The sequence below is a fragment of the Pseudoalteromonas sp. K222D genome, assembly GCF_017653575.1.
GTDB classification, from domain to species: Bacteria; Pseudomonadota; Gammaproteobacteria; order Enterobacterales; family Alteromonadaceae; genus Pseudoalteromonas; species Pseudoalteromonas nigrifaciens.
Genome location: NZ_JAGGDL010000009.1, coordinates 48,215 through 73,528, shown reverse-complemented (window position 1 = coordinate 73,528; position 25,314 = coordinate 48,215). Strand labels below are relative to the sequence as shown.

The window sequence follows — 25,314 nt, the reverse complement described above, 5'->3', positions numbered from 1 at the left end:
CTTAAAGTGCATCTTCATCAAGTTCGCCCGTACGAATACGAACAATTTGATCTAGGTCGTACACAAAAATCTTACCGTCACCTATTTTTCCGGTGCCTGCAACTTGCGTAATTGAGTCAACTACGCGTTGGCAGTTTTCAGTACGAGTGGCAATTTCGAGTTTAATTTTAGGAATAAAATCAACTTGGTATTCAGCCCCACGATACAATTCGGTATGACCACGTTGTCGACCAAAGCCTTTTACATCAACAACTGTCATCCCTTCTATGCCTAAATCAGCGAGTGCTGTACGCACTTCATCTAATTTAAATGGCTTGATGATTGCACTAATCATTTTCATTTTAGTCCCCTTAGGACACGTTATTGTTTTTCTTAGTTAATACAATCCAAGCTTTATGCCATTTTTATATGGCAATAAAAAACAATAACTTATAAAAATATTTTATATTTAAAACAAAAAAACGCACCAATTAGGTGCGTTTTTTTATATATAATACTTGATTGGTGCGTGTGTATTTAACTCAACGTATAGCTGTAACCTCTGCTAGCTGCAAAGTACTATTTAAAACCACACAATTGCGCCCTTGCTCCTTAGCTTGATACAAAGCTCTGTCGGCAACACGCATAGCAGCGGTTAAATTGGTATTTTGAAATTCGGCTAGGCCTATACTTGCTGTTATTGATAAGGTTTTATCACTGATAGTAAAGTCGTAACTTGCGAACTTTTGTATAAATAAATTTAAACACTTCTCGGCTTGTTCAACTTCTACTTGCGTTAATATAATTGCAAACTCTTCACCGCCAATACGTGCCACTGTACTGTTAGAAAATGAAGTACGGATTAAATTACTCACTTGTTTAAGTGCCTGATCGCCGCCGTCATGCCCAAATTCATCGTTTATTGCTTTAAAAAAATCTATATCGAGTAACACTAAGCTATTTTTCTGATTTTTATTTTTGAGTAGTTTTTCAGCATACTGATAAAAGTAACGACGATTATAAAGCCCGGTAAGATGATCTCGAAAAGCACTTTCTTTAATGTCTGCAATTAACGATAACTGCTCCATGGTTTGCAAGACACGACAATGAAACTCTTCATTCATAAAAGGTTTAGTTAAAAAATCATTAGCACCATATTTAATAAATCGCGCCGATAAACCATGCTTACTCGCGCCTGATAACCCAATAATTGCTAAGTCATCACGGCCTCTAAAGTTTCTCACCGCTTTAACTAATTCAAAACCATCCATTGTTGGCATTGCATAGTCTGTCATGAGTAATTTAATTTCAGCATCGTTTTTGAGCATATCTAATGCTTGGCGTCCATCGTGCGCCTCACTGACTGCAAATAATTGTTTTTCTAGCATTTGCTTCATTAAAGTACGACTTAAAACCGAGTCGTCGGCTATTAATGCTTTACAGCCTTGGTTACGCAACAGCTGTGCAACTAATTTTATAGCGTAATTATATGAGTCACGGTTATCTTTTATCACATAATCAATTACGCCTAATTCTAACATTTGCAGGCGCTTGTACTCATCCATCTTAGAAGTAAGCACCACAGTAGGAATACCTTTTAATAAGGTATATTTGGCCACCTCACCATTTGGTGCGTCGGGGAGCGTTAAATCAACTAAGGCTAGTGTATAGCTGTGCTTACTTACAAACTCCTTACACTCAGATAAAGACCAAGCAAAATCAATGGCAACATCAAGATACTGTGCAGATATATGGCGAAGGACTTGTTGTACTACTTTACTATCTTCAACTATCAACAGTCTTTGCATAGGGCTTCTCTTTACTTCTAATTTGATTACTTGTTTTATAACCATGTGTTCATCATAAATTTAAAGCCTTTAATGAGATTTTAAATTTATTAAAAAGCAAATTACACACCCTGTCGGTTTGCCACTATTTTTTTAAAGTAAATCTCACTTATTTAAGCTGCTATTTATAAATAGATGCGAATATACATTACTTTCATTACGATCGAAATAAAGAGCGATACAAAGCGTTAAAAGCTAAGTTTTTACACATTCTATTTACTCAACCACTATTATCGGCAACTAGTCTCAATACTTTTGTTTTTTTACTGAATATTTCTTTTAATAGAACATTAACAATAAAAAAGGGTCATTCATGAAGTTTAGCCAAAGTATTTTTTTACCTATTGCCGCCATTGCCTTAACACTTAGTAGTGCCTCCTTTGCCGATAATAACCAGCGTCGTATTGATATCGACAGCAAAGTGGTTACTGAGCACAAAGCAAAAATTAATAATCAGCGCTTTTCATATACGGTTGCAACCGGTACGCAACCTGTTTGGGATGACAAAGGCGATGCTATAGCAACCTTGCAATATACTTACTACACCCGCGATAAGGTAGATGACAGAGCAAAGCGCCCTTTGCTTATTTCGTTTAATGGCGGCCCTGGCTCGGCATCGGTTTGGATGCACCTTGCTTATACTGGCCCTCGCGTATTAAAAATTGATGATGAAGGCTACCCTATTCAACCATATGGGGTTAAAGACAACCCTTACTCAGTGCTCGACATTGCCGATATTGTATATGTAAATCCGGTAAACACCGGCTACTCTCGGGTAGTTGAAGATAAAGACGGTAAATTACTCTCTAAAGCTGAACAAAAAGAGCAGTTTTTTGGCGTAAAAGCCGATATTAAGTACCTCGCTGAGTGGCTTAATACCTTTGTAAACAGAAACGAGCGCTGGCGCTCTCCTAAGTTTTTAATTGGCGAAAGCTACGGTACAACACGTGTATCGGGCCTTGCTCATGAACTGCAAAATAGCCAATGGATGTACATTAACGGCGTAGTATTGGTTTCACCAACCGATATTGGCATTAAGCGCGACGGCCCAATTAAAGCAGCTAACCGCCTGCCTTACTTTGCCGCTACAGCTTGGTATCACAAAGCATTAAATGCCAACTTACAAGCTAAAGACCTAGACGAGTTACTGCCTGAAGTTGAGCAGTTTACAATTAACGAACTGATCCCCGCACTGGCTAAAGGCGGCTTTATTGCAGATGATGAAAAACGCCGCATAATTAAAAAAATGGCGCAATATGCTGGGCTTTCTGAAACCTTTGTAGAGCAAAATAACTTAGATGTTCCAACGCAGTTTTTTTGGAAAGAGCTATTACGTGATCGCGGCCAAATGGTAGGACGCTTAGACTCGCGTTATTTAGGTATTGATAAACGCGATGCGGGCGAGTCGCCTGATTACTGGGCAGAACTCACGTCGTGGTTACACTCTTTCACACCCGCTATTAATCATTACTTACGTGAAGAGCTAAATTATAAAACAGATATTAAATATAACCTGTTTGGTAATGTGCACCCATGGGATAGAAGCGGTAATAACACCGGCGAAAACTTGCGTTTAGCTATGGCGCAAAACCCGTATTTAAAGGTAATGATTCAATCGGGTTATTATGACGGTGCAACTAACTACTTTGATGCTAAATATACGTTATGGCAGTTAGACCCAAGTGGCAAAATGCAAGACCGCTTAAGCTTTAAAGGCTACAGAAGCGGACATATGATGTACTTACGCCATGCGGATTTAGAGAGCTCTAATACCGACTTACGTGAGTTTATAAAAGCGGCATTACCTAAAGAAGGCCAAGCTGCTAAATACTAATCAGCAAACATAAAAAAAGGCTCATAATGAGCCTTTTTTATTTAATCATATTCTGTAAATCTAAAGCCAATAAGGCTTTATATCGAACGAAGCCAATCTACTTTGCTCCATTGCACTTACCAAGTATTCTGTTTTTTGTGCTAGCCATGTTTGAATTTTAGCTAGCTTTTCATCTTCTTGACCACCGCAAAGCTGCTTTAAATAGTCAAGGGTACTAAGCTCGTACATACCATGAGAAATATCAAGCCAAGGGAGTCTAAACTCTAAGCGCTCTTCTTTATCAAATAACGCTCCTAAACAATTACCACTTAGTAAACTGTTCTCTAATTGTGTGCGTATATTAAGGTAATCATTCGCGGTTAAAGTTTGTTCTTTAGGTAACAGCTTATGCAAATTTCGCCAATCTTTATCAAACAAACGGTTAGCAATGCTGGCTACCGATTGGTCAGCGTTTTGTAATTGCTTTTGATCCCAAAACTTGCGCCATTGTTTGTCTATTAACCAGGTTGTTAACGACAGTATTAAACGATTATAGCGTGCACTATGAAACAGCGCATAAATGTCGTCAATGCTAGGCTGTAGCTCTTTTAGGTCATTAATAACTTGTGTTAATGCCGGTGCGTTGTTTATTTTTTTATAAAAAGCGTGGCGTTTAGAAGTATAGGTTTTTAATTGAATTGCATTTTCAACCCACGCTAACTCGCTGAGTAACCACTTTAATTCGTTGCGTAAATGCTCAGTACTTTCTTTGCTAACAATGTCGTCAAACAACCAAAAGTTATGACGAATTAAGCTTATACCGTCGGTTACTCGCTTTAATGTTTTTAAACTTGGCTTATTGAAATAACATTGTTCGTGCTTTTGCACAAAACGAATACCAAAACCCATAGCCTCTATTAATGCTTGCTCTTGGGTTACTTGCCCTTTGAGTTTAACAAACCCAATAGACTTACTTGGTTGCAGTGGCGTGTCGTCAGCAAGGCGATACCCTCTTGCGGCCTTTGAATACAAACCTAAGCGAATACAGTTTTGGCTTACTAATTTATCGGCTAGCGCAAATAATTCATTACGGCTGCCCTCAACAAGTTCAATTTCAAGCTCGCTGATCACCTCAACTTTACCCGCTGCGGCAATTTCACCTTTATCAAGCACTACTTCAATTTTTGCACCGTTTTGAGTCTCAATTAACCAAGTACGGCGAATAAAGTTAGTACTAAAAATCGGATGTATATTTTCTGCAATAACATTGGCTTGCATGCCATGAGGCCAAATAGATGGGTCAAATGCCATTATATCTGGACGATTAGACTCTATTGGTAAGTTAAATTCAGGGCGTTGATGTAAGCCCCCAACAACCTCACCGGCGAGTTTAATTGTTTGCTCACATTTATTATCAGCACAACGCGTTCTATAGCCAATATCAAGGGCTCTAAGCTCACGGCTTGGCGTATCATAATAAGCATTTTGTAAACTTCGAGATGGCTTATTAGTAACTGTTTTTGCAAATTGTGTAATTAATGAGGGGATCAGTGGAATGACGGCATCTGATACCAAAAATTTTAGTTCTATCTCAGTATCCATTAGTTATGCGGATTACCCTTAAAATTAATAAGTGGTCAAAATAAACAAAGCCGCCCCATATTGCAAATATTTTAGTCAAAATGGGCCGCTAATAAAATAACACCGGTTACAATATCAACCTTGCTATTGCGCTATTTAATCCATATTATCGCTATACTTATGTGAAATATAAAATCACGTTCTAAACGGACACGGTTAGATTAACAAGGTAAATAAATGCTAAAACACTGTTTATTATGGCTGTTTTTAACAGCCTCAACATTTGCGAGCCAAGCAGAAGAAGCTCAAACAGCAGCCCCCACCAATGCAAAAACAGCTTATATAATTGACAATCTTTATACGTTTATGCGCTCTGGTGCGAGCAAAAACTATCGTTTACTCGGCTCTATTGATGCAGGCACACAACTGACCTTATTATCGAGTGAAGAAAACGGTTTTTTAAAAGTTAAGGATGATAAAGATCGTGAAGGTTGGGTTGAAGCTAAATACATCACACAAACAGCTGGCTTACATAAGCAGTACCAAACGTTAAGTGATGAAATGAGCTCAATACAAAATGAACTGCGCCAAGCACAAGTTGAATTACCGCAGTTGCAAGAGCAAAACGTGCAGTTAACAAACCAAAACAAACAATTGTTTACACAAATAACTCAATTAAAAACTACACTTGAGCAAGAGCGCACTTTAAAGCAAGCTACTAGCTCTAAAGAAAAACGCCAATTACTTACTTATGGCGGTGCTATTGCATTTTTAGGATTGTTTTTAGGTATTATATTAACGATTGTGTTGTCTCGCCGTAAGCGCTACCAAGGCTGGGCATAACACGACAACTTAATTAGTCGCATAAAAAAAGCATCATTTGATGCTTTTTTTATGCCTGCAATTTATATTACAAATCTAGGCGCAGACCCGGATCTTGTTTTATTTTTTCAATTACCATGTAGGTGTGATGCGTTCCCACTCCAGGTATATCAACTAAGTCGCCAAGCACTTGCCTGTACTCGTCCATGTTTGATACCCTGATCTTCAGCAAGTAGTCGTAGCCACCAGCAACCATGTCGCACTCCACTACTTGCCTAATTTTTAAAATGTGTTCTCTAAACACTTTAAATACCGCGGTATTTGAAGTCACCAGCGACACTTGTACATGTGCAACTAAGCTTTGATTAAGCTTGGCTTCGCTAAGCTTGGCAACATAGCCTTCAATATAGCCTTCTTGCTCTAAACGCTTTACACGATCAAGACAAGGGCTGGGGCTTAAATTAACCTGCTTTGCGAGGTTAACATTTGAAATTCTGCCGTTCTGTTGCAGAACGTCTAAAATAGCTAAATCGATACGATCAAGCAGGCGTAATCTATTTGGACTCGTCATAACAGAACTTTATACGGATAAGTAGAAAATATGCCCTGTAAATTAGCGTAAAACGCTAAATTTAACCAGCATATTCTGCTGAATTTTAATTAGAATGCACGCCTTACACCAACGAATATTTAGTGGTAATTAATTTTACCTTAAGTTTTAACACTCCTGAGGGTTGCTTATGTTATTCAATAGCGATTTGACAACGACTTGTCCAATTCGACAAAAAATCCGTGACTTCTACCGCATCGACGAAAATGCGGTTATCGATCATATTTTACCACTTGCTGAAGTAGGTGTTAAAGCACGAAGTCGTGCCTGGGAAAGAGCTCGCCAAATTGTTTTAAATATTCGTAAAGACCAAGATGGTCAAAGCGGTGTTGATGCACTATTAAATGAGTTTTCACTCTCTAGTGAAGAAGGCGTAGTATTAATGTGCTTAGCCGAAGCCCTGCTTCGCGTACCAGACAAAGCAACTCAAGACACATTAATTCGTGACAAATTAGCAAAGGGCGACTGGAGCTCTCATTTAGGCAGCAGTGATTCGTTATTTGTTAACGCATCGTCTTGGGGTCTATTAGTAACCGGTAAAATGGTTAACTACACAGATAAAACCAAAGAACAGCAATTTGGTATGCTTAAAAAAACCATAGGTCGTTTAGGCGAGCCTGTTATTCGTAAATCAGTAAACTTTGCGATGAAAATTATGGGTAAGCAATTCGTTATGGGTCGTACCATTGACGAAGCAATAGTACGTGCTGCCGATAAAGAACAAAAAGGCTATGTATATTCATACGACATGCTAGGCGAAGGCGCGCGCACCATGAAAGATGCGCAGCGTTACTTTGACAGTTACATGAACGCGATTCATGCTATTGGTAAAGCGGCAAATGGCCGTGGCCCAATAAAAAGCCCAGGCATTTCAGTTAAGCTTTCTGCTATTCATCCTCGTTATGAGTTTACGCATAAAGAACGCGTAATGGCCGAGATTGTGCCTAAGCTTAAAGAGCTTGCGCTAGCAGCTAAACAATATGATATTGGCTTTACTGTTGACGCTGAGGAAGCAGACCGTCTAGATATTTCTTTAGATGTAATTGAAGCGGTATTTAGTGATGACGACCTAGCAGGTTGGAACGGCTTTGGTTTAGCGGTTCAAGCGTATCAAAAACGCGCTATATTTGTAATTGAATGGCTAACTGAACTTGCAACCCGTGTGGGTCGCAAAATGATGGTGCGTTTAGTTAAAGGCGCTTATTGGGACACTGAAATAAAAACCACACAACAAGATGGTTTAGAGCATTTTCCGGTATTTACTCGCAAAGCAACCACCGACGTGTCTTATAAAGCGTGTGCCATGAAAATGCTCGAAGCACGTGATGTACTTTACCCACAGTTTGCTACCCATAATGCCTACTCAGCAGCAACTATATTAGAAGTGGCTAAAGGTGATAACACCGGTTTTGAATTCCAACGTTTACACGGTATGGGCGAATCTTTATTTGACCAAATCGTTACCGAGGAAAAAATTCAGTGCCGCGTATACGCACCAGTGGGCCAACACGAAGACCTGCTGGCTTACTTAGTACGCCGTTTATTAGAAAATGGTGCTAACTCATCGTTTGTTAATGCCATTGTAGATACCACTAAGCCGGTTGAGTCACTATTACCTGACCCGGTAGAAACACTGCAAGGTTTACGTAATAAATACAATACGCAAATTAAAATGCCAATTGACTTATATGGCGCCGAGCGTGCCAATTCAAAAGGCATGGATTTAACCGATATAAACGTGATCACTCCGTTTAAAGAAAACCTTGATCTGTGGTTTAACGAGCACTTAATTGAGCCAAGCCAAGTACCTGAGGGCTCTGTGGCAGTTAAAAACCCGGCAAACCACAAAGAAGTAATTGGCCATATAAAACTGCAATCTAGCGATGAAATGCAAATTTTGCTAGCCAACGCAGAAAGCGCTTTTGAATCATGGTCACAAACATCGGTAAAAGAACGTGCTAATTTATTACGCCGTGTTGCCGATATTTTAGAGCGTCATCATGACGAACTAGTGGCTATTTGTATTAAAGAAGCCGGTAAAATAGCTAAAGATGGTATTGATGAAGTACGCGAAGCGGTTGATTTTTGTCGTTACTACGCAGCCCGCGCTGAAGAGCTATCGCAAGATGAGCGCTTTGAAGCCCGTGGTGTTATTTTATGTATTAGCCCATGGAACTTCCCGCTAGCTATTTTCTTAGGCCAAGTAGCCGCTGCCATTGTGACCGGTAATACCGTTATTGCAAAACCAGCTGAGCAAACCAGCCTAATTGCGCTGCGTGCCATTGAACTTATGCTGTCGGTAGGTTTACCAGAGCATGTTGTGCAAGCGGTAATAGCCCGCGGTAGTGACGTAGGTAAAACAATTGTTCCGGATGAACGCGTTCAAGCAATTATGTTTACTGGCTCGACTGAAACAGGCACGCTTATTTCACAAACACTCGCGGCGCGTAGCGATATTCAAGTACCGTTAATTGCTGAAACAGGCGGCCAAAACTGTATGATCGTTGACTCAACAGCACTCCCTGAGCAAGTGGTTGACGATGTAATTAGTTCTGGTTTTCAAAGTGCTGGGCAACGCTGTTCAGCGTTACGTGTATTATTTATTCAAGAAGACGTTGCCGATGGCATAATCGAAATGCTTAAAGGTGCACTGGCTGAATTACATATAGGCGACCCATCGTTACTATCTACTGACGTAGGCCCGGTAATTGATGAAAAAGCGCTGAAAAGCTTAAACGATCACGTTGAGTACTTAAAAGGTAATGCGACATTACATTACGAGTGTAAAATTCCAGATAACACAGTAAATGGTGCGTACTTCTTTGCTCCTCGCTTATACGAAATAAAAGACTTATCGGTACTTAAGCGTGAAGTATTTGGCCCATGTGTACACGTTATACGCTTTAAATCGAGCGAACTAGACAGTGTTATGGATCAAATAAACAACACAGGTTACGGCTTAACTATGGGCGTGCATTCGCGCATCGAAGAGCGTTGTGAATACCTAGCTAAAATGTCGCGTGCAGGTAACGTATACGTTAACCGTAATATGATTGGCGCTATTGTTGGTGTGCAACCATTTGGTGGCCGTGGTTTATCTGGTACTGGCCCTAAAGCCGGCGGCCCTAACTACTTACAACGTTTAGTAAAAGAAAAAGCATCACCAGAAAACGTGCAAATGACCAATCTAACGCCAGACGAGCTGGATTTACACCACTACAGCGGTGCAAACGAGCAAGTAGAAAAGCTAATGATTAACTCTATGCGCGATGAAAAAATTTGGCGCTCAACACCACTAAACGACCGTGTCTCTGCGGTGCGTCAATTGCTTGCTAAAATAGCCACAGTTGAAATTATTGACGACTTAGCTGATGATTTAGCACTAACACTTGCCGATGCACGTGCACAACTTAATCGCTTAGAAAAGCACATGCGTAAATTTACTACATTACCAGGGCCAACGGGTGAGTCTAATACATTGCACCTTGAAGCACGTGGTTGTGTTGTATGTTACGCCGATAAGAGCACATCGTTTAACTTTTGGGCATTATCGATCATTACTGCAATTGCTGCGGGTAATACGGTAATTACTGTTGCTTCTGAAATATTTTATGAAGAAGCGGTTGCCTTTAGAGATAAATTTATTGCCACCGGTGTTGCCGAAGGCGTGTTCCAAGTAGCTAAACCAAATCAGTTACAAGCTATATTGGCACATCCGCACTTAGCCGGCGCTGTGGTTGCAGCACGCTCTTCTCGCTTTGGTTATTTCAGCCAGCAGCTAGCGCAGCGTAAAGGTGCTATTTTGCCAGTGATCAGCTCTGAATATTACGATACGCTTATTAAACGTTTAGTAACTGAAAAAACCATCAGTATAGATACAACGGCATCGGGTGGTAATACATCGCTGATGACGCTTGTTGAAGATGATGAGTAACTAGTTTAGCACTAATTACTTATTCGTATGAAAAGGCACCTTAGGGTGCCTTTTTTACTATGTTAATTGTAATATTTTTGTTACTTTAACCAGTAGAATACTTATATGAAGTGAATTAAATTGAAAGTCATTCCAATTTCGCAGTTATTACCTGGCATGTTTGTACAAAGCGTAACAAAGCAAACCGGACGTATTAAAATAAAAAGCCAAGGCTGGGTTAAAACCCAGGCAGGCATCGATAAGTTAAAAAATGTCGGTATTTTAGAAATTGAAATAGATCCAGATAAAACCCTCATCGAATCAGTGCCTGAGAAAGAGCCTGCCAATACACCTTCCCCTGTTGCAAAGCGCGATCCTTGGCAAAAAACGCACAGTGCTGAACAAGAAATGGGCAAAGCTAAAAAGCTCTACGATGAAGCTAAATCTCTACAAATTAAAGCATTTAAAGATATAAAAGCAGGCCGAGATATAGACATAGCGCCTTTTAGAGATCTTGCTAGTGGTTTTATGGATTCGGTATTTAGAAATCAAGATGCACTTGCTTGTCTTACTCAAATGCGCCAAAAAGATGCCTACCTGTTAGAGCACTCTATTAATGTTTCTATTTTAATTAGTATTTTTGCCAAGCATTTGAATATAGATAAAGATATTATTGAACAGCTAACTACTGGCGCGCTACTGCATGATATTGGCAAAATAAAAATTCCCGATGCAGTACTCAATAAGCCGGGACGTTTTACTGATGAAGAATTTACAATAATGAAAAATCATGCGCGCTTTAGTAAAGAAATTTTACAAGCTGCAGGGCTCAAAGGTATAGCTGTTGATATTGCCGGTATGCACCATGAACGCTTAGATGGTAAAGGCTATCCGTTTGGTAAAAAAGGCGATGAAATAAGCCAGTATGTGCGTATGGCGTCAATTGTTGACGTGTATGATGCACTCACAGCTGAGCGCGTTTATAAAGCGGGTATGGAGCCGATAAAAGCCTTTAAAATATTAAAAGAAGGTTGCCCTGATAGTTTTGATAGTGAGTTATTAACTAAATTTATTCAGTGTATCGGTATTCACCCGGTAGGCACACTGGTTAAGCTCTCGAGTCAAAAAGTGGGACTGGTGACACAGAGCAACCCTGCCAGCCCACTAAAGCCCGTTGTTAAAACTTTCTATAGTGCAAAGCATGGGCGCTACACCCAAGTGCAAGACATAGATTTAGCACATAAAAAAAGCCAAGATACACTTGAGTCGGCAGTTAAAACTGACGAATACAAAATTGACTTACAACGCTTTTATAAAAATTCAATTTTACCCTAATTAGCCGCTATTGCGGCCAATCTTGTAGCGCCTTTAAGCTAAATTCGTAGCCGTCAAAATCAAGTACGCTTTGCTCTGGTGTTATTTCTCGCACTGTTAATGCACCTATACTATCGCCCTCAAAAAGCTCGCGACCATTGAGCTTGATCCAACGCTTATCGAGTGCAGAGGAATATATATGCGCCTGATATTTAAGTGGCGGTAACATGGCTTGCAATCCATCTGGCAACAGCTCTATTGGTTGCACTCGTGATGAGCTGCGCGTTGCTTGCGTTACTTCGTAGTTTTGTGTTTTTTCTGTATCTTGAATAGCTTGATCAAAAGCTGTTTTTAGTAATGTTGGGTTCTTTGCAAGCGCAGGTCTTTTAGTTTTTTGTGCTGTAGAGCCTTGCGAATCGAGCGGTTTACCAAGCACTTTATACTTACTTAAATCAAGCGATGCCGATGAAGGCATATTTGTTTGAGGTTGCTGCCCAGCAGCTTGTGTTGCCTGGTTACTAGTTTGATTGAAGCTGGACTGATTATAATGTGGTTGTGAATATCCCTGCTGATTAATTGCGCCTTGCCCATACGTACCCTGAGCAAAACTATTTTGCGGATTTAGGTTTTGCTGAAGTGTGGCTTGATTTTCCATTATTGGAATATATTGCCCTTGTGGCGTAAGTAACATTTGTACAATACCACTGGGGGTTTGTACATACACTAACTGACCTTGAATTGAAGTTGCTGTATTTACTGCGTCTGGCGGGGCCGTTTTTGGCGCTGATGATTGCGCCGCTAATACAGCTATGTTTTGCTCTGCACTTTGTAATTTTGCTGTATTATCTATATCCGATTTGGTTGTTATTGTTGGTTCTTTATCGGCATTAGTATTTTTTAATATTGCTGTAGTGCTAACTTGCTCATTATTACTATTAAATGAGCTGTTTTGTAGCCATTTTCCACTAACAAAACCACCAGCAACACTAAAGCTAACCGCTAAGCTGCCACCAATCACAAACGCCAAGCGGCGGTATCGCACTAGAGACTGTTGTTGTTTAGCCTGCTGTGCCTGTAAGTCATACTGCTCGGCGCTTATATCGGCTTGTTGCGATTGCTTTAACGCATCTAATAAATAAGACATTAATCACCTAACTATAAAATAAATGAAAGCCCTAAGCCTGCTGCAAATAAAGCAACAAAAGCAGAGCAATATAGCCAATATGGCACGGTTTTAGGTGGCGTATTATTAGCCGCAATAAAATCGGGTGGTAATGATTCCTGAGCAGATTTTTTTATAATCTCGCTATCTATTGTTAATTGCTGTTTTGCAAATGCCCCTACTAACGCCCGCTCACACACTAAGTTCATTAATCGTGGCACGCCACCGGTAAGTTGATGAACGCTTTGCATTGCTTCCAACGAAAAAATACCTTTATCACAGCCTGCAATATGTAAACGATGCTTAATGTATGCCACCGTTTGTCCTTGTGTTAAAGGCAGTAAGTGATAGCGAGCTGTTATACGCTGTGCAAGCTGCCTTAACTCATTTCGTTTTAATAATACTTGCAGCTCAGGTTGCCCCACCAGCACTATTTGTAATAGCTTTTTATGATCGGTTTCTATGTTGGTTAGTAGGCGCAGTTGTTCTAGTACATCGGGAGCAAGTAACTGCGCTTCGTCAATAATAAGTATGGTATGCCCACCCGCTTTATTATTTGCTTCTAAGTGCTTTTTTATAACATCGGTAAGGCTTTTTAAACTCGCATTTTGTGCATCATAATTAATTTTAAGCTCATCACAAATACTCGCCAAGAGCTCAAGCTCTGATAATGCCGGATTATGGATCATCGCAACTTGAGTATTCTCTGGCAGTTTTTCTAGCATACTGCGAGTAATGGTTGTTTTACCGGTACCCACTTCGCCGGTTAATAATACAAAGCCGCCGTCTTCACCTAGTCCATAGGTAAGGTGCGCTAACGCTTCTTTATGTCGCTCACTTAAAAACAAATAATGGGGATTAGGCGAGATTGAAAAGGGTTTTTCATGCAAACCAAAATAGCTTAAATACACCTGAGTATTCCTTGGTAAATAAATCCCCTCCATAATGGCAAAAAAAGAGCCTTAGTGACAACACTCAGGCTCTTTTATTATTGAAATAACGTAAATTAATGTAAAAAGCACTGCTTTAAACTTAGCTGTGCATTTACTTATATTGGATTATTTTTCGTAACGCATTAAGCGCAAATAAACACTACTGGTTTTAGCGTGCAAACTATTTAATCCACTGTCAAACTGATAAACCCAAGCAGAATTAATCGTATTTACACCTGAGGTATTGGTCCAATAGTTTTGTAGCTTTGTGCCCAAAAACACCGACTCGTTAATACTTGGCTCTGTACATCTGTGTTCAATAATACTTGCTAACTCTTTAATATTTGGTACTTGCCAGTCATTATAACTTGCCGTTGTATCGTTAACTGCGCCTCGCAATGCAGCTTGCCAGGTTAATGATGGTGTAGAGCCTTCGCATGTTGCTGTAGCATTGTTATACACTTGTCCGTAACTACAACGCTGCCACATTAAACCTGTTTTGCTATCTGACACTGTGCCATCGGGATTTATTGTAAATCGCTCTGTTGGTGTTGTTTGCGTAACAGAGTCATAACAAACCCCAGCTATTACGTTAAAGCTTAAACTCATTGCCGCAAATGTAGTTATTAATTTAAATTTCATATACTTCCCCTAACGGCTTCTAACTAAACGAACATAAGCAATATTACCTTTTGGATAAGCAAGGTCATTACCATCGCTCATATCTATAATATAAGCTTGCGATAAACTGGTGCCATCAACCGCTGTTTGAGAGGTCCAATAACGCAAGTGACCCAGTAAACTAACCGCAGGCGTATTAGGGAAAATACTCTTATCTATTAATACATTTTGCCCTTGCTTGCCATAATCTACTAAGCTTAGTAGCTCGGTGTAAGTGGGTACTCGCCAATTTGTGCCACCACAAAAATCTAGCGCATTTACTTCTTGTATATAGCTTTGCAATCCGCAATCAGTATTGCTTGGGCAACTGGAGTTAGCTGCGCCTCTTGCTCCGCCTACTTGAGGAATAGCAGATTCAGTAAGGTACCATGTATAAAGATTTTGCCCATCGCGTAATGTAGTGTTAGGTACCACACCTGACACAGGGCTTTTAACCTCCCACACTAAACCGGTTACGTTGTCGCGAATACAACTAAAATTTTGTGCGTCATCAGCCACTTCATCGGCAAACTCATTTAGTTTGGTGTAATCAAACGCTAAATTACCTTGCCCTACTTTGGCTAAACGATTCGCAAAGCTGTCTCGACCAAGTTCAGCATCTTGATTTGGAAAATCTTTACTAACACAGTTTATACGTTGAGTATTGTTGTAACACTCCCCTACACCTGTATCGTTTATTAACCCAAGCGCTTTAGGTGCAACATCTACAAATACACTATCGTTTGCGGTGCGCCCTTTTGAATCAGTAACCATTACTTCAAAGCTTAAAGTGGCGTTAGTGTCTATGTCTGAGGCATAAAAAGTAGTAATACATTGATTACTATTAGCTAATGTTTCCGCTTTGCCGGTTAGTTGTTGCCAGTCACATTTATAAGTACTGGTTGCGGCAGCGCTGTTACTTGCATCTAAGGTTACTTTATCAAACTCGTTAACTTGCTGATCAGCCCCGGCATTGGCAATAACAACTTGCGCTGTTTTATTTAAAGTCATGTCATATTCAGAGGTTGACTCTCCCCCTTCATCATCGGTAACCGTTAATGACCACTTTAAATTTGTATGGTTTTCAAGCAGTGGATGGCTAAAGCTTAAGGTAGAATTAGTAAAACTATTAATATTGAGGGCTGGTCCTGATATTAATTGCCACAAGTAGCTATTAATTTGACCATTTGTATCTGGATCTGTTGAGTCTGCTGCGCTTAGCGTTACGGTATCGTTATAAACCGATGGCAATACTTGCGGTGCTGTTTGAGTAATTACAGCTTGGGGTAATTGATTGTTTGAAGTAATAAAAATACTAATATCGTCATGTACTAAACCACCACCGGTTGTTTGATAGCTTACTCTGAGCACCAGTTCACTGTCTGCCTTTACATCTGGCGCGGTAATAGTTTGCACTGCACCATCGAGCGGAAATCCATCAACAATGGGGCCGCTTACGCGCTGCCAAGTAAACGTACCCTCGGTAGGTGAGCCTTTTGCAGTAATAGTAAAATCGGTTTTTTCAATAATTTGCAAATCGTTACCTGCAAATACTGAAGCTTGAGTGTTATCACCATCATCAGAGCTCCCCCCACCTCCGCATGCAACCAATAGCCCACACGACAATAACGGGATTAACGCAATTGCTCTCATACTAAGCACCTTTTTATATCAAAAAATAATTAATAATTATTTAAAGCAATAAAAGTGCCACTAAGTACTATAAATAACTATCTTGATGAATACGTACAAATAACTTAGTACCTATTTTACTGTAATCAACCTTGTATTCCCGCCCATCAAGGGCTTGAATAAATAACAATCGTTTTTCTTCGCCAAACACATCGGCGCTACCAACATAAACAACTTCTAAGTAACGCTCTTTTGCGTCACGGCGGTTTTTTGGCAGCTCTTCTTTAAATGGCTCTAAGCCATTTTGGGTCACTTTAATTCGAGGGTGGATCTCAGAATTAACAATGACTAAATCAAGTTTTTTGTCTTTATGTATTATGGTATTACGACCACTTTTTAAAAAAGCTCTTTCTTCGCTCATTATTATTCCTACTGCCGCGTTTTAATTACTTACTTGCGACGCTATAAATTTAAGGGGTTCGCGCTGCCATGCATTTAAGTTAGCACTAAATTCCCAAATATTTCTATCTAATACACTCGCTGGTAATAATAGCTCATAGCCTGTTAGTAACTGCAAATGCTTAGCCCTGTTGGCAAACATTGCTATTAACCCATTATAGCTAATTCCATTTTTAGATCTATATTGTGTATCCTCTACCAGCCATTCTGATGGGCAATCGCCATTTTTGCAATTCTTTTGAATTAGTTGCATAAATAAATGACGCTGCTCTATCAATAATTTCCCTGCGATTCTTGGGGCTAAACCCGTTAAAAACTCATCCATATCGTTTACCTTAATTCCCACCACGTTAAGCTCTAAGTACTCAAGCCCTACTGCTATTTTGGGTATTCCGCTTGATTTAAAATTACTATGAGCTAAATGCCAAACACCATATTTGTGCTGATAAGTTAACTGCTCAGTGGTTAACACTAAGCTATAAAATGGCTCTTGGGTTTTAAAAAAACCAATTGTTATTGCTGCAATACACAAACTAACTAAAAAAATTTCTAGAATGCTAATTTCACCAGGGCGTAATAAATTAAACAGCATAATGAATAACAAACCAATCGCACCAACAATTAATACTTCTATGCCATGCTTAGCTCCCTGCGCACGATACTTAATTTGCATAGCGTTAAACTCATCCATATTGATAATAAACACTGTAAAAAATGAACATAATAATGCCCCACAATGCTATTTTTCTGAGCATTAAACATTTTTTGCACGACGTATTTAACTTCATAAAATACCTTTTAAAGCTCAAGCATGAGTTTATTTAATTAATTATTATAACTTTTACGCTTAATTCACAAATTAATGGGACATAATACCGCCTTTTCTCGGTGTTATTTCGTACAATAGTTATAATTTATTTTTTGGTATTAAAGCAATGTACTCAAGACAATCAGGTAGAGCTCTTTTTCCATTTATTATTACGCTACTCGTAATATTTAGCGTTTATTTATATTTACCCGCTAGCCAAGGTGAACAAACAGATTTTTCACAAATGGCCACGCAAGTGTCTGCTCACACTGTTACCTCGCAAGAAAATGCAGTAATGATTGAAGCTATTGGTAGCGCTCGCGCTAACCAAGCTGTATATATTACCAGCGCACAAAGTGATTACGTGACTAATATTTTCTTTGAAGATGGCGACCTAGTTAGCAAAGGCCAAAAGCTAGTACAACTGCAAAGCCAACAAGAACAAATTGCTGTAAAAGAGCTAAATATTAATTTACGCGAAGAAAAACGCCAACTCGATAGACTTACCGAACTTTCACGTTCTCAGTCAACAGCAAAATCGTTACTTGAAGAGCAATTATCACGAGTTGATGCCACCCAAGCACAATTAGAAAGTGCTAAAACCAAGCTAGCTGAAATGACCATTACCGCGCCATTTTCTGGCATGTTGGGCAAGCGTGAAATATCGATTGGTGCCTATGTAAATAACAGTTCAATTATTACCACGCTCGATGACATAAGTATCATTAAGGTAGACTTTAAAGTACCTGAAAAATATTTAGCGCAATTAGCTACCGGCATGAAAGTGCTCACTCAAAATGATGCTTATCCAGATCAAACCTTTATCGGTAAAGTAACGCATATTAGTTCGCGTATTGACTCGGTAACGCGTAGCGTAGAAGTAACCGCCAGCTTTGCAAATAATTCAGGTTTGCTTCGCCCTGGTATGCTACTTAAAACAGCGTTAGAGCTAAGTAGTAACCAAGCATTAATGGTTCCAGAAAAAGCAATTATTCCGCTACAAGACAAACATTACGTATTTCAAATTTTGGACGGTGTTGCTAATCGTGTTGAAGTGCATATTGCGGGCAGAAATAACGGCTGGGTTGCTGTTGATGAAGGCTTAACCGATGGTGAGCAAATTATAACTGAGGGGCTAATAAAAATTCGCTCTGGCAGTAAAGTTAGCGTGAAGGGATAACCCGTGAAAATTACCGATATTAGCGTTAAACGCCCTGTTTTTGCGATTGTAATAAATCTACTTTTACTCACCTTTGGGCTCGTTGCTTTTAGCATGCTGCCACTGCGTGAGTACCCTGACATTGAAACGCCTATTGTTAATATTAGTACCGAATATACTGGTGCTTCTGCAGAGATTATAGAAACCAAAATAACCCAAGTCATCGAAAATCGTATATCGGGTATTGAAGGCATTAAAAGTATTAACTCATCGAGCCGTAATGGTCGCTCAAATATTACGATTGAGTTTGATATTAAGCGCGATATAGATGCTGCATCTAACGATGTGCGTGAACGTGTTGCCCGCGCCGCAGATAGCCTACCTGAACAAGTTCGCCCGCCTGAGGTGTCTAAGTCTAACAGCGATGAAAGCCCTATTGTATGGTTTGTGCTAAACAGCGAAACCATGAACTCAATGCAATTATCTGATTACGCACAGCGTTTTATTGTTGATCGCCTAGCCGTAGTTGATGGTGTGTCTAACGTACGCATTGGTGGTGAGCGAAAATACGCCATGAAAATTTGGCTAAACCGCCAAGCAATGGCTGCTCGCGGTATTACTGCGAGCGATATAGAACAAACACTACGCACCGAAAACGTAGAGTTACCCGCTGGCGAAATTGAATCGGTTGACCGTGACTTTACTGTACGTACAGCCCGCAGTTATAAAGATCAGCGCGACTTTCAAAACCTAGTAATAAAACGCGGTGATGACGGTTATCTAGTACGCTTAAGTGAAGTGGCTGATGTACAACTAGAAGCCGCCGATGACGAGAGTTTATTTCGGGGTAATGGCCGCAATATGATTGGTTTAGGCATTGTAAAGCAAGCTAAAGCCAACACCTTAACTGTGGTTGATAACGCCCGCGCCGAACTTGAAAAAATAAAACGTAACCTACCCGAAGGAACCACTATAGAGGATAGTTACGACTCATCTATTTTTATAAAAGAATCGATTAATGAGGTATACAGCACCCTTGCTATTTCTATGGGCTTAGTTGTATTAATTATTTTTATATTTTTAGGTAATATTCGTGCCACCTTAATCCCTGCAGTTACTGTGCCGGTGGCGTTAGTGGGTAGTTTTATGTTTTTACTCGCTATGGGTTATTCCATTAACTTACTTACTTTACTTGCACTGGTACTAGCAATCGGCTTAGTGGTTGATGATGCCATTGTTATGTTAGAAAACATTCATCGCCGCATAGAGCTTGGCGAGCCTCCTTTATTGGCCGCTTATAGAGGCGCGCGCGAAGTGGGCTTTGCAATTATTGCCACCACTTTAGTGCTTATTTCGGTATTTGTACCCTTAGTATTTATGGATGGCCGTATTGGTGCTTTATTTACTGAATTTGCTATGGCGGTAAGTGCCGCAGTGTTTTTCTCAAGTATTACAGCACTTACTCTTTCACCTGCGTTATGCTCTAAAGTATTAAAAGCCTCTGAAAAAGAAAGTAAATTTAGCCAGTCGATGAACCGCTTTTTTGCTAAGGTAGAGCTTAGTTATCGTAACTCACTTGCCTCTAACATGACCCGCAAATGGGGCTTAATGATCAGCTTATTATTAGCTGGCTTTGTAAGTTATTCATTATTTACTCAAATACCCTCTGAGCTAACACCTAAAGAAGACCGTGGTACCTTTTTTGTTATGATGAGTGGCCCTGAAGGCGCCAGTTATGAGAACAATGCCGCTAACATGAGTAAAATTGAAGATCGCTTAATGCCTTACTCTGAATCTGGTGAGCTAAGCCGCGTACTTGTGCGCGTACCAGGCTGGGGCGGCAGTGGCGGTGTAGCAATTGTAGGTATGGCCGATTGGGACAAACGCCAACGTTCTACCTGGGAAATAATGGACGAAATAAGCACTAAACTGCAGGAAGTTACCGACGTGCGAGCCTTTGCTATTATGCGCCGAGGCATTGGCGGCGGTGGTTCATCACGCCCAATCGAGTTTGTACTACAAGGTAACGATTACGCACAACTAGCCGATTGGCGCGACCGTATTATAGAGCGCGCTGAGAAAAATCCAGGACTGGTTAGAATCGATCATGATTACAAAGAAACATTCCCACAGTTTTTAGTCAGCATAGATAAAAACAAAGCGGCCGATTTAGGTATTTCTGTATCTGATGTAGGGCGTACACTCGAAACCATGCTAGGTCAGCGTCGTGTTACTACTTTTATAGATCGCGGCGAAGAGTACGACGTTATTTTAAAAGGCACTAAAGAAGACTTTGCCAACCCTACTGATATATCAAACATTTATCTTAAATCACGCAGTGGCGAGCTAGTCCCGCTTGATAGTTTAATTAGCTTAAAAGAAGAAGCTACCGCATCGCGCTTAAACCGCTACAACCGTATGCGTGCAATTACCTTAAGCGCCAACTTAGCCGATGGTTATACACTTGAGCAAGCACTTAACTTTTTAAACAAAGTGGCCATGGAAGAAAACGACATAGATGGCGCGATTGACTACAAAGGCGAATCGCAGTTGTTTTATGAAGGTGCTTCGGCCATGACCTACGTGTTTATTTTAGCACTTACGGTTACCTTTTTAGTACTAGCGGCACAGTTTGAAAGCTTTATGCACCCTTTTGTAATAATGCTTACCGTACCCCTTGGCTTAATGGGTGCTATGTTTGGCTTGTGGGCCACAGGACTTACGCTCAATATTTACAGCCAAATAGGTATTGTGATGCTCATAGGGTTAAGTGCTAAAAACGGCATATTAATTGTTGAGTTTACTAACCAACTACGCGACAAAGGCGTAGAGTTTAGCGAAGCTATTTTACAAGCCGCTACGCAGCGCCTACGCCCTATTATTATGACCTCATTAACCACTGTAATGAGTGCGGTACCTCTGGTTTTAGCCTCGGGCCCGGGTGCTGAAAGCCGTATGGTAATTGGTGTTGTAGTGTTTACCGGTGTTGTTGTATCAACCCTACTGACTCTGTTTGTAGTACCTGCTGCTTACTATGCACTTGCGCGCAATACACAGTCACCTGAGTTTTTGCAGCAAAAACTTGATAAACAAGCCGCTAAAAAGCCATTCGAAGAGATCTAACCTCCTAATAGCGTCGTAACCTTGTTGTTACGACGCTTTAGACTTATGCTCTGCATAATCTAAACTTACAGCTATTTTGGAGTATTTATGAGTTCAACAACGCAAGTCGCTACCTTTGGTGGCGGCTGTTTTTGGTGTATAGACGCCGCATTTAGACGAGTGAACGGCGTATTAAATGTAAGCTCGGGTTACACTGGTGGCAACACAGACACTCCTACCTATAAATCAGTATGCTCAGGCACTAGCGGCCATGCAGAAGTAGTGCAAATTGAATTTGACGACACAATTATTAGTTTTGAAGTATTACTAGCAATGTTTTTCACTTTGCACGATGCCACCCAGCTCAACCGCCAAGGTAACGATATAGGCACACAATACCGCAGTGTTGTGTATTATCACAACCAAACACAGCTAACACTTACTAACGCGGTGATCGCTCAATTACAAAACCAGGTAAGCGAGCCTATAGTGACTGAGGTTAGCCCTGCCACCACGTATTATCCAGCAGAGCATTACCACCAAGACTATTACAACGAAAACCCAAACCAAGGCTATTGCAGTATTTTAATTGCCCCTAAATTGCATAAATTCGAAACCGAATTTAAAGAGTTTCTAGCTGAGTAAATCTATTTTTAACGCACTTAAAAGCTCGCTAATTTAGCGAGCTTTTAAGTTTAAGCTACGTAGCGCATATTAAAACTGGTATGCAGCACCAATAAATAAGCGTCGATCAGCGGTGTTATAGTAATAAAATTCATCATTTATATAATCACCATCTAAATCAATACCATAGGCATCAACTTCATCGTACTGCTTATCAAACAGGTTTTCGACCCGTAAAGAAAAGCTTAACTGCTCAGTTGCTTGATAGTTACCGACTAAGTTCCATAATGTATATGAAGATAAATCTGTTAATTTACCTTTCCTATCGCCACGATACTGCAAATCGATACCCGCATCAAAATCTCCCCACCCTTTATTTAAAGACCAGTTAAAGGTATTTTTTGATACATAAGCTAACTCTTGGCCCGTTTCTAAATCTTCTGCAGATAAGTAAGTGAAGTTAAATGCATGCTCAAAACCCATTAGTTGTTGCGAAAAGCTAAACTCAATGCCTTCATGGCGCGCTTCATTTATATTTGTTGGCTGCCAAGGGCCTGCAGGTGTTGGTGCCCACGCTATTTTATTGTCAAAATCATTACGAAAAATAGACACTTCTAAAGCAATATCTTGATAACTTAACAACAAACCTAATTCTTTATTCTCAGACGTTTCTGGTTTTAGGTCTGGGTTACCTGAACCTGGAAAATAAATATCATTAAAGGTAGGCGATTTAAAGCCCGTGCTTTGACTTGCTCTAAACGTAGCAAACTTATTTAAATGATAACCTACCGCTGCTGTATACGTGGTTTTATCACCAAATTGTTGGTCATGATCTTGGCGAACTGCGATATTAGCTAAAACCGTATTATCATCGTAATACGCACCTAAAAAGCCAGCAAAAACCTCACGGCTATCTTTATCATAATTACCTGCGTTGGTTTCGATTTTATCTTTGTACCAGTTCAAGCCACCATTAATATTAAGCTCATCTGAGACAATATACTGCCCAGTATAATCAATTTGATTTCGCTTAGTTTCGTACATACTAACCACACCTTCACTGGTGTTATCTTGGCTATCGCTAGAAAATGCGAATGCTATATGGTGTATTTGATTTTCGTAGCTTTTATTCCACCCTAATGATACTTGGTAGTTTTCAAAATCATTACTTTCATCACTGCTGTCTGCTGCACTGTACTGATTATCATAACGAGCATAACCTTCATTATACTGAGTTTGTACGGTTAGCTTGCCTAAATAGTCATCGTTATAAGCGATATTGAAGCCAATATTTTTGTTCTCATAAGCGTCTTCATCTGGTGCATGGTTTTGCAGTACATCAAAACCATCGGTTTTTTCAATTCCAGCGTTAAATGATGCACTTAAATCATTTATATTTGCTCCACCCGCCATTTGGTAGCTTTGATAAGCATTGCTGCCAAAAGTAGCATCTAAGCGAATATTATCGGCTTTACGAGTAATAATATTAATCACCCCAGCTAAGGCATCTGAGCCATAAACAGCAGCGCGAGAACCTTTAACAACTTCAATACGCTCAATAGTATTAAGGGCAATATTACTAATACCTTTATAGCCAAGAGTAGCCGAGCCGACTCTAACACCATCAATTAAAATAAGGGTATGGCGTGAACCTGAACCGCGTAGCGAAACACCTGAATTTTGGCCAAAGCCACCATTTGAGTTAATTTGAAAACCAGCTTGAGAAGCCAACAAACTAGGTAAGTCTCGCACATTACTTTTTTCAATATCAGCACGGTCAATTACGCTAACACTGGCCAGCACATTACTAATAGGTTGTTCGAATTTATTAGCTGTAACGGTTATTTTTTCGATTGGTTGCACTGTTGCAGATACTGAAAATGAAAGTGCAGCCGAAATTGCCACACCTAGAGCGGTTTTATTTAACATGATGTCCCCTACCTTTGCCCACCGCAAAGATGTTAATAAGTAAGATTACTTCAAGGCCGGTCTCCGGACTCAGTCAACACTATAATAGCTGCTAATACTTTACCGTTGCGGGGGCAGTGTTGGGGTTGTTATCGTCTTGAAAACGCACCAACTTCCCGATTATCTTGCTGTTAATTTCAATACTTTGAAACGTATACAAAGGTATTAAGCAAGCACCTTGAAAATAGGTCGCTATTGTGAGTATTTTGTTTACAAATGTCAATAGACGTCTATATAGCCAAAGTTTGATTTTTAACGATATAAACCCTCAACAATCACTTTAAAAGAGTTAGATTACATATCAAGCTACTAATAGCAAAAAAGCCAAACTTCATTGCTGTAGCTTGGCTTTTTTAACACAAATTTTTTAAAAATTAGTCTCCTAATCTCTATAATATCTGTAATCTGTTTTATTAATCGCGGAAGTTTTTAAACTGAAATGGCTGGCCTAAATCGGCGCTACGTACTGCTTGCATAGCTTCTTGAAGATCATCTCGCTTTTTACCTGTTACGCGTACTTCTTCACCTTGAATGGCGGCTTGTACTTTAACTTTTGAATCTTTAATGGCTTTAACTATTTTTTTAGCCATCTCTTTTTCAATACCTTGCTTTAAACCAACGTTACGAAAAACATTTTTACCCGCTCGGCTAATATCTTGCAATTCAAGGCTTGATACATCCATACCACGCTTAGAAATTTTACTCGCTAAAATATCAAATAATTGTATAACCTGAGAGTCAGCTTCGGCTTTAAGCTTAATTACTTTATCATTTAGCTCAATCGATGCATCAACTCCTCTAAAGTCAAAGCGAGTTTCTAGTTCACGGTTTGCATTATCAACTGCGTTTTTAGCTTCGTTCATTTCTACTTCAGATACAATATCAAATGAAGGCATTGATTTCTCCTAACTATTTTATCTTAATTTTAT

The 25,314-nt window shown here is 39.8% G+C and carries 19 protein-coding genes and 1 riboswitch; of the genes, 7 read left to right on the top strand and 12 right to left on the bottom strand.

The annotated features are described in order from the left end of the window. Nucleotide 1: 1 nt before the first annotated feature. Both J5X91_RS06950 and J5X91_RS06945 read right to left on the bottom strand, forming a co-directional pair. Complete coding sequence (locus tag J5X91_RS06950; protein WP_011328915.1) at nucleotides 2–340, bottom strand: P-II family nitrogen regulator; 339 nt, start codon at nucleotides 338–340, stop codon at nucleotides 2–4. 181 nt (nucleotides 341–521) lie between these two features. After that, nucleotides 522–1,787, bottom strand: a complete 1,266-nt coding sequence (locus J5X91_RS06945; protein WP_086994059.1) for a diguanylate cyclase — start codon at nucleotides 1,785–1,787, stop codon at nucleotides 522–524. 352 nt (nucleotides 1,788–2,139) lie between these two features. On the opposite strand from J5X91_RS06945, the gene J5X91_RS06940 reads away from it, so the two are divergent. After that, nucleotides 2,140–3,660, top strand: a complete 1,521-nt coding sequence (locus J5X91_RS06940) for a carboxypeptidase (RefSeq protein WP_197182676.1) — start codon at nucleotides 2,140–2,142, stop codon at nucleotides 3,658–3,660. A 60-nt stretch (nucleotides 3,661–3,720) separates the two neighbouring features. Here the strand turns inward: J5X91_RS06940 and J5X91_RS06935 are convergent, their stop codons facing one another. Then, on the bottom strand, nucleotides 3,721–5,241 hold the full coding sequence (locus J5X91_RS06935) for a CYTH and CHAD domain-containing protein (protein WP_086993916.1): 1,521 nt from the start codon (nucleotides 5,239–5,241) through the stop codon (nucleotides 3,721–3,723). 216 nt (nucleotides 5,242–5,457) lie between these two features. Between J5X91_RS06935 and J5X91_RS06930 the strand changes: the two genes are divergently transcribed. After that, complete coding sequence (locus J5X91_RS06930; protein WP_011328919.1) at nucleotides 5,458–6,063, top strand: TIGR04211 family SH3 domain-containing protein; 606 nt, start codon at nucleotides 5,458–5,460, stop codon at nucleotides 6,061–6,063. 67 nt (nucleotides 6,064–6,130) lie between these two features. On the opposite strand, the gene J5X91_RS06925 is transcribed toward J5X91_RS06930, so the two are convergent. Further along, complete coding sequence (locus tag J5X91_RS06925; protein WP_011328920.1) at nucleotides 6,131–6,613, bottom strand: winged helix-turn-helix transcriptional regulator; 483 nt, start codon at nucleotides 6,611–6,613, stop codon at nucleotides 6,131–6,133. A gap of 169 nt (nucleotides 6,614–6,782) precedes the next feature. On the opposite strand from J5X91_RS06925, the gene putA reads away from it, so the two are divergent. Then, the gene (gene putA, locus J5X91_RS06920; RefSeq protein WP_179808038.1) at nucleotides 6,783–10,586 is read left to right on the top strand and encodes a bifunctional proline dehydrogenase/L-glutamate gamma-semialdehyde dehydrogenase PutA; all 3,804 of its coding nucleotides are present in this window, start codon (nucleotides 6,783–6,785) and stop codon (nucleotides 10,584–10,586) included. Between the two features lie 120 nt (nucleotides 10,587–10,706). After that, nucleotides 10,707–11,900, top strand: coding sequence for an HD-GYP domain-containing protein (locus J5X91_RS06915; RefSeq protein ID WP_197182674.1), 1,194 nt, complete (start codon nucleotides 10,707–10,709; stop codon nucleotides 11,898–11,900). Nucleotides 11,901–11,907: 7 nt separating this feature from the next. Here J5X91_RS06915 and J5X91_RS06910 read toward each other — a convergent pair whose 3' ends face one another. The 6 genes from J5X91_RS06910 to J5X91_RS06885 form a co-directional block, all read right to left on the bottom strand. Then, nucleotides 11,908–13,023: a general secretion pathway protein GspB gene (locus J5X91_RS06910; protein ID WP_208834310.1), complete on the bottom strand. Its 1,116-nt coding sequence runs from the start codon at nucleotides 13,021–13,023 to the stop codon at nucleotides 11,908–11,910. Between the two features lie 11 nt (nucleotides 13,024–13,034). Next, the gene (locus J5X91_RS06905) at nucleotides 13,035–13,952 is read right to left on the bottom strand and encodes an AAA family ATPase (protein WP_089368647.1); all 918 of its coding nucleotides are present in this window, start codon (nucleotides 13,950–13,952) and stop codon (nucleotides 13,035–13,037) included. Between the two features lie 147 nt (nucleotides 13,953–14,099). Then, nucleotides 14,100–14,615 carry a DUF1566 domain-containing protein gene (locus tag J5X91_RS06900; protein WP_011328925.1) on the bottom strand — a complete coding sequence of 172 codons (516 nt, stop codon included), beginning with the start codon at nucleotides 14,613–14,615 and terminating at the stop codon, nucleotides 14,100–14,102. 9 nt (nucleotides 14,616–14,624) lie between these two features. Beyond that, nucleotides 14,625–16,286 (bottom strand): DUF1566 domain-containing protein, encoded by a 1,662-nt coding sequence (locus tag J5X91_RS06895; RefSeq protein ID WP_197108659.1) that lies wholly within the window; start codon nucleotides 16,284–16,286, stop codon nucleotides 14,625–14,627. 67 nt (nucleotides 16,287–16,353) lie between these two features. After that, nucleotides 16,354–16,686, bottom strand: a complete 333-nt coding sequence (locus J5X91_RS06890) for a hypothetical protein (protein ID WP_208834309.1) — start codon at nucleotides 16,684–16,686, stop codon at nucleotides 16,354–16,356. Between the two features lie 21 nt (nucleotides 16,687–16,707). Then, nucleotides 16,708–17,415 carry a DUF2982 domain-containing protein gene (locus tag J5X91_RS06885; protein WP_193038612.1) on the bottom strand — a complete coding sequence of 236 codons (708 nt, stop codon included), beginning with the start codon at nucleotides 17,413–17,415 and terminating at the stop codon, nucleotides 16,708–16,710. Between the two features lie 244 nt (nucleotides 17,416–17,659). Between J5X91_RS06885 and J5X91_RS06880 the strand changes: the two genes are divergently transcribed. The 3 genes from J5X91_RS06880 to msrA all read left to right on the top strand — a co-directional run bounded on the left by J5X91_RS06880 (nucleotide 17,660) and on the right by msrA (nucleotide 22,438). Next, on the top strand, nucleotides 17,660–18,712 hold the full coding sequence (locus J5X91_RS06880) for an efflux RND transporter periplasmic adaptor subunit (RefSeq protein ID WP_208834308.1): 1,053 nt from the start codon (nucleotides 17,660–17,662) through the stop codon (nucleotides 18,710–18,712). Between the two features lie 3 nt (nucleotides 18,713–18,715). Then, on the top strand, nucleotides 18,716–21,814 hold the full coding sequence (locus tag J5X91_RS06875) for an efflux RND transporter permease subunit (protein ID WP_182684343.1): 3,099 nt from the start codon (nucleotides 18,716–18,718) through the stop codon (nucleotides 21,812–21,814). 87 nt (nucleotides 21,815–21,901) lie between these two features. After that, the gene (gene msrA, locus J5X91_RS06870) at nucleotides 21,902–22,438 is read left to right on the top strand and encodes a peptide-methionine (S)-S-oxide reductase MsrA (protein WP_208834307.1); all 537 of its coding nucleotides are present in this window, start codon (nucleotides 21,902–21,904) and stop codon (nucleotides 22,436–22,438) included. A gap of 69 nt (nucleotides 22,439–22,507) precedes the next feature. Here the strand turns inward: msrA and J5X91_RS06865 are convergent, their stop codons facing one another. Both J5X91_RS06865 and J5X91_RS06860 read right to left on the bottom strand, forming a co-directional pair. Further along, complete coding sequence (locus J5X91_RS06865; protein WP_208834306.1) at nucleotides 22,508–24,346, bottom strand: TonB-dependent receptor; 1,839 nt, start codon at nucleotides 24,344–24,346, stop codon at nucleotides 22,508–22,510. A 36-nt stretch (nucleotides 24,347–24,382) separates the two neighbouring features. Beyond that, nucleotides 24,383–24,548, bottom strand: a riboswitch (cobalamin riboswitch). 250 nt (nucleotides 24,549–24,798) lie between these two features. Continuing rightward, a complete protein-coding gene (locus J5X91_RS06860) occupies nucleotides 24,799–25,281 on the bottom strand; it encodes a YajQ family cyclic di-GMP-binding protein (protein WP_208834305.1) in 483 nt (160 codons plus the stop codon). Between the last annotated feature and the right edge of the window lie 33 nt (nucleotides 25,282–25,314).